Raw genomic sequence first — 9,735 nt, forward strand, 5'->3', positions numbered from 1 at the left:
CACGCCGTCGCAACCCGCCGGACGCCGATCGACCGCGACGGTGCTATGATGGCACGAGCCGATGACCGCGCGCGCCCGCGCGAGGTTCGGCCTCGGCGATCCGGGAGCCGCAGCGTGCGCCTTCGAACCCTCTACCGGGCCGGCATGGTGGTGGCGGGGGTCTTCCTGGCCCTCCTCGTCTACCTCGCCCTCCGCCTCCACGACAACCAGGTCGCCCTCGTCGCCAGCGAGCAGCGCCGCGCCGCGTCGCTGAAGATCGCTCAGGAGCTCAAGCAGAGCTCCGACGACCTCACCCTCATGGCCCGCCTCTATGCGGTGACCGGCGACCCGGAGTTCGAGCGCCGCTTCCACCAGATCCTGGGCATCCGCAATGGAGAGCTGCCGCGGCCGGAGGGCTACTCGCCGACGTACTGGGACCTGGTCCTGGGCGGCGGGCGCGCGCCGGGGGCGCCCGGTCCGCGGGAGTCGTTCCAGGCTCGGATGGCGCGGCTCGGATTCACGCCGGACGAGATGGCCCTGCTCTCCGAGGCCCAGGGCCGCTCGGACGCCCTGGTCGCCCTCGAGCAGCGCGCCTTCGCGGCCATGAAGGGGCGGTTCCCCGACGCCGCGGGTCAGTACACGGTCTCCGGGCCGCCGGACCCGGCGACCGCCCGGCAGATTCTCCACGGGGAAGACTACCTCGGGCAGAAGGCCCGGATCATGGAGCCCATCGGCCGCTTCATGGAGGCCGTGGAGCGGCGGACGCAGGCGGAGCTGGCGGCGCTCCAGGCCGTGCAGGCCCGCGACGTGCGGATGACGCGGTGGCTGACCGGCCTGCTGGCCCTTCTGGCGGTCCTCATGGCCGTGCACGGGACGCGCCGCGTGCTCCGGCCGATCTTCGCGCTGGAAGCCCAGGCCCGGCGCATCGCTGCCGGGGACTACGCCAGCCGGAACGCGATCCGGAACCCCAGGGAGCTCGGCACGCTGGGGGAGACGCTCAACCGCATGTCGGCGGCCATCGAGGCGGACGTGGCGCAGCGGGCCCGGGTGGCCGAGGTGCTCCGCGAGGCCCGGGAGAAGGCCGAGGAGGCGGCCCGGATGAAAGCCGAGTTCCTGGCCAACATGAGTCACGAGATTCGCACGCCACTGAACGCCATCTCGGGCGTGACGCAGCTCGCGCTCAGAACCGACCTCTCCCCGCGACAGCGCGACTACCTGACTCGCATCCGGGCCGCCAGCACGTCGCTCCTCGGCGTCATCAACGACATCCTCGACTTCTCCAAGATCGAGGCGGGCCGGCTCGACCTGGAACATGTGGAGTTCTCGCTGGACACCGTGCTCGAGAACGTGCTGGCCGTGGTGGACCTGCGGGCCCAGGACAAAGGGATCGAGCTCCTCTTCGATGTCCCTCCCGACGTCCCGAGGGACCTGGTGGGCGACCCGCTGCGGCTGGGCCAGGTGCTCGTGAACCTCCTCGGGAACGCCGTGAAGTTCACGGAACGGGGCGAGGTGGATCTGGCGGTGCGCGTCCTCGACCAGTCGGCGGAGAAGGTGCGCCTGTCCTTCGTCGTCCGCGACACCGGAATCGGCATGACTCCCGAGCAGACGGCCACGCTCTTCCGTCCCTTCACCCAGGCCGACGGCTCCACGACCCGCCGCTACGGAGGCACCGGGCTCGGGCTCTCGATCTCCAAGCGGCTGGTGGAGCTGATGGGCGGGGAGATCGGGGTCGAGAGCCGGCCCGGCGCGGGCAGCACGTTCCACTTCGCCGCCGGCTTCCGGCCGGGGACCCGTCGGGCCCGCTCCCGCGCGCTCCCCGAGCAGCTCCGCGCGCTCCGGGTGCTGATCGTGGACGACAACGCGACCGCCCGCGCGATCCTGGCCGAGCCCCTGGCGCGGCTGGGCGTGTCGGTGATCCAGGCCTCCTCGGGGGAGGACGCCCTGGCGACCCTCCGGGCCGGACCCGCCTTCGACCTCGTCTTCATGGACTGGCGGATGCCCGGCATGGACGGGATCGAGGCGGCGCAACGCATCCGGGCCGAGGCCGGGGCGAGGCACGCGCCCGAGGTCGTCCTGGTGACCGCCTTCGGTCGGGAGGAGGTCCGCGAGGCGGCGGCCAGGGCGGGGGTGAGGCATTTCCTCGTCAAGCCCGTGAGCCCCTCGACGTTGCTCGACACCGTGGTGAGCGTGGTCGCTCCGGCGTCGGTGGCCTCGGCCGCGGCCGAGGCGGTGCCCCGCGTCGGCAGCCTGGACGGCACGCGGCTCCTCCTCGTCGAGGACAACGAGGTCAACCGCATGGTGGCGACCGAGCTCCTGGAGCAGGCGGGGGTCGAGGTCGACATCGCGGTGAACGGGCGCGAGGCGGTGGAGAAGGTCCGAAGCGACGGAGCGTACGACGCGATCCTCATGGACCTCCAGATGCCCGAGATGGACGGGCTCGAAGCGACCCGCCGCATTCGCGAGGACGCGCGCTTCCGGACGCTGCCGATCATCGCCATGACGGCCCACGCCCTGGTGGAGGAGCGCCAGCGGTGCCTGGAGGCCGGGATGAACGACCACGTCGGGAAGCCGGTCGAGTTCGAGGCGCTCTTCCGAACGCTCACCCGGTGGGTCGGCTCGCCGGGCGACCGCGGCGCGGCCCCCGAGCCGGAGACCGGCAGGGCGGCGCCGCCTGACCGCGGACTCCCCGACCGTGTCGGGGAGATCGACGTGCGCGCGGCCGTCCGCCGCCTGGAAGGCAACACGACGCTGTACCGGCGTCTGGCCGCCGGCTTCGTCGAGAAGGAGCGGACGACGGCGGCCCGGATCGGCGAGGCCCTGGACGCCGGCGACCTGGCCCTGGCCACGCGCCTGGCCCACAACCTGAGGGGGCTGGCGGCGACCGTGGGGGCCGCCGAGTTGGCGGCCGAGGCCGGGGCGCTGGAGAAGATCCTCGGGGCGGGAAATGCCGATGGCGGCCGCCGGGCGCTCGCCCCGCTGGAGGGGCGGCTGAGTGAGGTCGTCCGCCTGCTGGTCGGGCTGGTGGGGGCGGAGTCCGTGCCTTCGGCCGGGACCCCGCCCTCGGCTCGACCGGCGACGCTGGACCCGGCACGGGCCCACGCGGTCCTGCGGGAGATGGATCGGCTCCTCGACGAGTCGAGCCCGGAAGCGGCGGACCGACTCCGCGACCTGACGGCGGCTCTGCCCGGCGCGGAGTTCGCCGCCGCGCTCGATGCCCTCAGCCGGGCGCTGGACGAGCTGGACTTCGACGCGGCGCAGCGGGCCGCCCGCGAGCTGGCCGCCGCGCTTCCGCCAAGCTAGGAATGTGTCGGAGAAACCAGTCGCCGACCAACGAGCGCGTGGTACATCGATGAAAAGCTAGTCGCCGCGGACGCGGCGCTGCATCTCGGCGAGGTACTGGTCCAGCTCCGCCTGGCTGCTGAAGATCGCGAGGCCAGGCAGGGCCTTGATGATCTCGAAGACCTTCACGATCTGGGGCTGCGCGTTGACCATGAGAACGCCCCCGAGCTGGGCCCGCATGGTCTTGCGCGCGTGGACCAGGACGCGGATCCCGGCGCTGGAGATGAACTCCAGCCCGGCGAGGTCGAAGATCAGGGTGTCGAAGCGGCCGTCCACCAGCGGCACCAGCTCCTTCTCGAGCTGCGGCGAGGTGGCGGTGTCCAGCCGGCCCTCCAGGCGGATCCGGGACGTTCGCTCCGCGCCCGCGACGTTGGTCTCGATCTCGATCCTGAGGGACATCGGGCACCCCTTTCTCGGATGCTCGCTACCCGTCGAGGGCGCGCGCGAGCGTGAGGACGTTCTCCTCCCCCTCGCGGGTCCACGCCGCGCGGGTCACGAGGCTCTTGACCAGGTAGATGCCGAGGCCGCCCGGAAGCTGGTCCTCGTGGGTCTCCGCCATCACGGGGGGCGGCGCCTCCAGGGGGTTGAAGGCCTCGCCCGGGTCGCGGACCTCGAGCAGGGCCTCGCCGCCCTCGCGCCATAGCCGCACGCGGAAGCTCGCCCCCGGGCGCCGCTGGAGGGCGTGGACGGCCACGTTGATCCCCACTTCCTCGAGGGCCAGGGCGAGGTCGTGAGCCGCCTCCTCGGGGATCACGGCCTCCGTACACCACGCCCGCACCCGGTCGGTGGCTTCGACCACCGCGTGGGGGTCAGCCCGCACCAGGAGGTCGAGCGGCACCGGCAGGGCGCGGCGGAGGGCGAGGATCGCGATGTCGTCCGACGGCTCGTCCCCGGCCGCGAACGCGCGGACCGCCGCCAGGAGTCGCTCCACGACCTCCCGGGCCGAGGCGGCCCGGACGCCCTGGAGCGCCGCCAGGAGACCCGACTCGCCGAAAGCCCTTCCTCCGGGCTCGAAGCTCTCGGTCACGCCGTCGCTGTAGAGCACGAACGTGTCCCCGGGGGCCAGCTCGACCGCGGCCGACGGAAACGCGAGGCCCGGCTCGACGCCCGCGATCGTCCCGAGGTTCCCGCCCAGCAGACGCGCCTGGCCGCCGGCCGTCAGGAGGACGGGCGCGGTGTGGCCGGCGATGGCGTAGCGGACGGTCCCGGCCGCGCCGTCCACCGCGGCGCAGGTGAGGGTGACGAACATCGAGGTCGGGTTGTCGGCGCAGAGCTGATCGTTCAGGCGGGCCAGGAGCGCCGGGGCGTCCAGCCCGTCCCGCGCCGCGACCCGCAGGAGGGCGGTCGTCACCATCATGAACATGGCGGCCGGGATGCCTTTGCCGGAGACGTCGCCCAGGACGGCGAACAGCCGGCCGCCCGGCAACCGGAGGACGTCGTAGAGGTCGCCCCCCACCTCGCGGGCGGGCTCCATCACCGCGTGGACCTCGAGGCCGGTGCCGGCGGCCAGCGGTTCGAACTCGCGGGGCAGGGCGCTCGACTGGATGTTGCGGGCGATGCGCAGCTCGCTGGCCACCATCTCCCGGAAGGCGTCGTTGTAGGCTTTCGCCTTGAGCAACGACCGCACCCGGGCTTTGACCTCCAGCATCTCGAATGGCTTGGTGACGTAGTCCGTGCCCCCCATCTCGAAGGCCTGGGTCTTGCTCGACACTTCGTCGAGGGCGGTGAGGAACATGATCGGGATGTCCCGGGTGGCCTTGTTCTCGCGCAGGCGCCGGCAGACCTCGAAGCCGTCCAGTCCGGGCATGACCACGTCGAGGAGGATGAGGTCGGGCGGCGTCTTGTCCACGACGCGGAGCGCCGCCTCGCCGCTCAGCGCCACCGAGAGGCGGTACTCCCCCTTGAGGGCCGACGCCAGCAGGTCGATGTTGGCCTTGGTGTCGTCGACGATCAGGATGCGTCGCTCGGAGAGATCGATCACGTCAGGGTCGCCGTGGATCGCGGGAACGGTGACGCATTGTATCGCGGGGGGCACCGAGGCGCAATGTCTTGTCCACGGGTGACGATCACGCCGGCCGCGCTAGAATAGGGGCAGCGAGAGGTCTCCACCCATGGGACTTTTCCAGGTCAAGGGCCGGATCACGGGACCCACGGGCCGCGTCGAGCAGATCGATCTGCTCGTAGACACGGGCGCCACCCTGCTCGTGATTCCCCGTCCGCTGGCGGACCGGCTCGAAGTCGTTCCGCAGAGGTCCCAGCCAGTCATCCTGGCCGAGGGCCAACGCGACGTGTGGCCCGTCGCCGAGGTCCGCCTGGCCCTGGATGGTCAAGAAGTCACCACGCCCTGCTTCATTGCGCCGGGCGGTCCCGCTCTGCTGGGCGCCGTAGCCCTCGAAAGCCTCTTTCTGGCCGTCGACCCCGTGGCCAAGAAGTTGGTCCCCGTCGAAGGCTTCGTCGGCTGAGAGCCCCCTGCCCTGCTCCTGGCTCCGCTCAATCACGCACATGGTCTTCTTGAAGGGTCGCGTCAGGGGGGGAGCGGCTCGGCGGCCGCGTCCGGCGTGAGGTCGAACGCGTTGAGCGCGCAGGCGATCATCGCGTAATAGCCCGCCGTCGCCGTCAGCTCCACCGTCCCGGGTACCCCCAGGCGCTCGCGGACGGCCGCGAACGTCGCGTCATCCACGCGGTGCGCGCCCAGGAGCTGCGTCACGTACAGCACGATGGGCGCCTCCCCGGCCGTGAGCCCCGCGGGGATGCGCCGGTCGCGAATCGCCGCGATGGCGTCCTCGCGCACGCCGGCCTGGCGGGCCAGCGGAACGTGCGCGGCCCACTCGAAGCGGCAGTCCATCTGGCGCGCCACCGCGAGGATGACCAGCTCCCGTACCGGCGGGTCCAGCGCCGACTCGAAGCGCACGTAGGCTCCCAGGTGCGCGGTGCGGGCCGCCAGCTCCGGGCTGTGCAGGAGCACGGTGAAGGGTCCCACCACGCTCTTGCGGCTCTCGGCGATACGGTCCCAGGCCGCCTCGCCGCCGGCGGGCACATCCGCTCTCTTCTCGATCGTCGGAACGCGCGCCATCGCTCGGTCTCCTTTCTCGGACGGTCGCCCCATCTTGCCCATCCGTCGCCTGCGCGTCAACGCGGAGCTGGCCTTGACGCCCGCCCCGGGGGGCCAGTAGCATACCGGCGCGCCTCCATGCGCACCTACGTCGTCCGCCGTCTCCTTCTCTTCATTCCCACGCTCTTCGGGGCCTCCATCCTCATCTTCGCCCTCATGCGCCTGGTCCCCGGAGACATCGCCGAGATCCTCGTCTACCAGACCGGATCGGAGTCGAGTGCCATCCAGAAGCGACAGATCCAGCAGATCCGCCACGAGCTGGGGCTCGACCAGCCCGTGGTCATCCAGTACCTCGACTGGATGGGGGGCGCGGCGCGCGGGGACTTCGGCCAGTCCTACACGCAGCGGCGACCGGTGGGGGAGATCCTCCGCGAGCGCTTCCCCCGCTCGATGGAGCTGGCCTTCCTCACGCTCGTGATCGCGGTCCTCTGGGCGATCCCGCTCGGCGTGGTCTCGGCCGTCCGGCAGAACACCATCGTCGACTACGCCGCCCGCATCGCGAGCCTCTCCGGCCTGAGCCTGCCGCTCTTCTTCACGGGCGCCCTCATTCTCTACGGCCTGGTGCGCTTCTTCCGCTGGCTCCCGCCGCTCGAGTTCGTGGCCTTTACCGAGAACCCGCTGGAGAACCTCAAGCAGCTCGTCTGGCCGGCGGTGGCCCAGGCCTACTACATCAGCGCCCCCATCACACGGCTCACGCGCTCGCAGATGCTCGAGGTGATCCGGCAAGACTACGTCCGCACGGCCCGCGCCAAGGGATTGGCCGAGCGGGCCGTCGTGTATCGCCACGCCCTGCGGAACTCACTCCTGCCGGTCGTGACCTTCATCGGCTGGTGGGGCGGCCGGCTCCTGGGCGGTGTCGTCATCATGGAGATGATCTTCGTGGTTCCCGGCATGGGCACGGCGCTGGTCCAGGCGGTGAGCCAGCGCGACTATCCGACCGTGCAGGCGCTGGTCTTCGTGATGGCGCTGGTCTTCCTCACGGTCAACCTGACCGTGGACCTGCTCTACGCGTGGCTCGACCCCCGCATCCGCTACGCCTGACGCGCTCCCCCCTCGGCCGCCTCGTGGCCCGCCAGCCGCTGGGCGCCGCCGGCGCCCTGGTCGTCCTCGGGCTGCTCGCGGTGGCCGTGTGGGCGCCCCGGCTGGCGCCCCACGGTCCCAAGGACGCGGCCTTCGCGCCCTACCTGCCGCCGAGCGCCGAGTTCCTGATGGGCACGGACCAGGTGGGCCGCGACGTGCTGAGCCGGGTGATCTGGGGCGCCCGCCTGTCCCTCTACGTGGGCCTGGCCTCGGTGGTCTTCGGCGTCACCCTGGGGTCGCTCTGGGGCGTGGTCACGGCCTACTTCGGCGGCTTCGCCGACACCGGCAGCCAGCGCGTCGTCGACAGCCTGATGGCGCTCCCGCCGATCATCCTGGCCCTGTCGCTGATGGCGGCGCTCGGCCAGTCGGTGAACAACGTGATCCTGGCCCTGGCCATCCTGCTCACCCCGACCGCGGCGCGGACCCTCCGGGCGGTGGCCCTCGGCGTCGGCGCCTCGCCCTTCATCGAAGCGGCGCAGGCTGCCGGCTGCTCGCACTGGCGCATCATCGCGCGCCACCTGATCCCCAACTGCCTGGCGAGCTACATCGTCCTGATGTCGACCAACGTGTCCTACGCCATCGTGGTGGAGGCCTCGCTCTCCTTCATCGGAGCGGGGGCGCCGCCCGACGAGCCCTCCTGGGGCGGGATGCTGACCGCCGGCATCCAGGCCCTGGAGACGGCGCCCTGGATGGTGTTCTTCCCGGGCCTGGCCATCAGCCTGGCCGTGTTCGCCCTGAACCTTCTCGGGGATTCGATCCGCGACCTCACCGACCCGCGGCTGCGGGGCGGGCTGGGGTGACCGAGCGAAGCCGTGCTCACGACGGTCCCGTTCGGCCTCGAAGACAGGGACGCCGGCTTTCCAGCGGCAACCCGCCAAGCCAGGCGACGAAACGCGCCCGGTGTGCTCGACCGGCTGCCCCCTCGCCGCACGAGGCGTCCGGGCGTGTCCCCCCCGGGCGAGCGCCGAGCCCGCGCCGTCAGGCGCCGCTCAGCGGGCGGCAGCCGGCTTGCTCTTGCCCCCGCTCGCCTCGTAAGCCTCCACGGCCTCCTTGAGGTCTCGGTACTCGGAACACGGGAAGAAGCAGAGCTTGTCGAGCCGGGCCAGGTGTTCCCTCGCCTTGGGCAAGTTGTCGAGCGCGAGGTAGGCCTCGCCGATGTACTCGTGGGCGCCCCGGTGCCGGGGATCGAGCACCAGCGCCTTCTCGTAGAGCGGGATCGACCGCTCCGGGTCGCCGCCGCGCCGGATCGCGTAGGCGAGCCAGTTGTACGCGTCCGCGTTCTGGCCATCCCGGGTGGTGACCCCCTCGAGGAGCCGGCTGGCGGCCGAGAAATCGCCGGCTTTGATGGCCTTGACCGCGGCCGTGTAGTCCGGATCCTCCCGAGTGCTCGAGCCGAAGGGATCGCCTCCCCCGCTGCCACTCCCGCCGCCACCCCCGCCGCCACCGTCGGGAAGGCCGACGGCCGGCAAACCGAGCAGCCCGGCCAGGACGAGGCCGCAGCAAAACGAGCGGATCGACGTCTTCCCTGTCGCCATGCTTTCCTCCTCGTTCCTCCGGGCAGACTGCGGTCGCTCCCTCTGCCCCATCAACGCTCCGGGCGCCGCAGGGGTTCCGCGTGCGAGTGCATCCTTCGTCCTCGAGATGGTCGACTGCGAGGCGCTCCGCAATGCCATCGCGCTGAACGCCATGATCTTGCACTACGCGACCGCCGTCGATCCTGCCGTTGCCGGCATCGCCCACGCCGTCTTCGGCCCCACCTGGTGTGGCGCGCCCTGCTCCTCATGCAAACCCGGCCGGTCGCGGTCCCGCCCCGCACGACTTCCGCCCTCGAGGATCTGCGGGAGGGTCTGGGTTACGTCCTCACCCATCCCATCATCCGTACCGTGCTCGCGCTCATCGGCGTGGCGAGCCTGTTCAGGCTGGTGTTCTGGGCGCTCTCACGCCGGCGTGGGCCGTCCGAGGGTAGGCGGAGTAAAGCACCTTTTCTGGCGAGGCGTCAAGCCTTTCGCCGGAAGCTCCGGCGGGAGGCGGAAGACCGCCGGAAAACGCGCCGCAGCACAGCGGCTCAGCTCATCCGGGGAGACGCCACGGTGAGCGTGACGATCCGGGCGTGGAGGCGCCCCGGCCTGACGTAGAGTCGCGCCAGCGCGACCGGCAGCGTGAAGCGGCGAGGACCGGCGCTCCCGGGGTTGAGCAGGAGCAGCCGGCCGCGTCGCTCGACGCTC

8 protein-coding genes are annotated in these 9,735 nt (G+C 71.7%); 4 read left to right on the plus strand and 4 right to left on the minus strand.

Annotation, left to right across the window (positions count from 1 at the left end; all coding sequences use genetic code 11):
- Positions 1 to 114 precede the first annotated feature (114 nt).
- Positions 115 to 3,279 carry a response regulator gene (locus tag VGW35_22695; GenBank protein HEV8310480.1) on the plus strand — a complete coding sequence of 1,055 codons (3,165 nt, stop codon included), beginning with the start codon at positions 115 to 117 and terminating at the stop codon, positions 3,277 to 3,279.
- Between the two features lie 57 nt (positions 3,280 to 3,336).
- Here VGW35_22695 and VGW35_22700 read toward each other — a convergent pair whose 3' ends face one another.
- Positions 3,337 to 3,717, minus strand: a complete 381-nt coding sequence (locus VGW35_22700) for an STAS domain-containing protein (protein HEV8310481.1) — start codon at positions 3,715 to 3,717, stop codon at positions 3,337 to 3,339.
- 25 nt (positions 3,718 to 3,742) lie between these two features.
- The gene (locus VGW35_22705; protein ID HEV8310482.1) at positions 3,743 to 5,299 is read right to left on the minus strand and encodes a SpoIIE family protein phosphatase; all 1,557 of its coding nucleotides are present in this window, start codon (positions 5,297 to 5,299) and stop codon (positions 3,743 to 3,745) included.
- A gap of 130 nt (positions 5,300 to 5,429) precedes the next feature.
- Here VGW35_22705 and VGW35_22710 point away from each other — a divergent pair, with 130 nt between their 5' ends.
- The gene (locus tag VGW35_22710) at positions 5,430 to 5,780 is read left to right on the plus strand and encodes an aspartyl protease family protein (GenBank protein HEV8310483.1); all 351 of its coding nucleotides are present in this window, start codon (positions 5,430 to 5,432) and stop codon (positions 5,778 to 5,780) included.
- Between the two features lie 62 nt (positions 5,781 to 5,842).
- On the opposite strand, the gene VGW35_22715 is transcribed toward VGW35_22710, so the two are convergent.
- The gene (locus VGW35_22715) at positions 5,843 to 6,391 is read right to left on the minus strand and encodes a carboxymuconolactone decarboxylase family protein (GenBank protein HEV8310484.1); all 549 of its coding nucleotides are present in this window, start codon (positions 6,389 to 6,391) and stop codon (positions 5,843 to 5,845) included.
- 117 nt (positions 6,392 to 6,508) lie between these two features.
- On the opposite strand from VGW35_22715, the gene VGW35_22720 reads away from it, so the two are divergent.
- Together VGW35_22720 and VGW35_22725 are read left to right on the plus strand one after the other, a co-directional pair.
- Entirely contained in the window at positions 6,509 to 7,471 is a 963-nt protein-coding gene (locus tag VGW35_22720; protein HEV8310485.1) for an ABC transporter permease, read from the plus strand.
- A 23-nt stretch (positions 7,472 to 7,494) separates the two neighbouring features.
- A complete protein-coding gene (locus VGW35_22725) occupies positions 7,495 to 8,310 on the plus strand; it encodes an ABC transporter permease (GenBank protein HEV8310486.1) in 816 nt (271 codons plus the stop codon).
- A 189-nt stretch (positions 8,311 to 8,499) separates the two neighbouring features.
- Here the strand turns inward: VGW35_22725 and VGW35_22730 are convergent, their stop codons facing one another.
- Positions 8,500 to 9,045 carry a tetratricopeptide repeat protein gene (locus VGW35_22730; protein ID HEV8310487.1) on the minus strand — a complete coding sequence of 182 codons (546 nt, stop codon included), beginning with the start codon at positions 9,043 to 9,045 and terminating at the stop codon, positions 8,500 to 8,502.
- Positions 9,046 to 9,735: the final 690 nt, after the last annotated feature.

It is taken from the genome of Candidatus Methylomirabilota bacterium, assembly GCA_036005065.1.
In the GTDB taxonomy this organism is placed as follows: domain Bacteria; phylum Methylomirabilota; class Methylomirabilia; order Rokubacteriales; family DASRDR01; genus DASYQW01.

Coding starts and splice junctions, on each gene's coding strand:
- VGW35_22730 (HEV8310487.1), bottom strand. CDS start 9,045: ATGGCGACAGGGAAGACGTCGATCCGCTCGTTTTGCTGCGGCCTCGTC.
- VGW35_22700 (HEV8310481.1), bottom strand. CDS start 3,717: ATGTCCCTCAGGATCGAGATCGAGACCAACGTCGCGGGCGCGGAGCGA.
- VGW35_22710 (HEV8310483.1), top strand. CDS start 5,430: ATGGGACTTTTCCAGGTCAAGGGCCGGATCACGGGACCCACGGGCCGC.
- VGW35_22720 (HEV8310485.1), top strand. CDS start 6,509: ATGCGCACCTACGTCGTCCGCCGTCTCCTTCTCTTCATTCCCACGCTC.
- VGW35_22715 (HEV8310484.1), bottom strand. CDS start 6,391: ATGGCGCGCGTTCCGACGATCGAGAAGAGAGCGGATGTGCCCGCCGGC.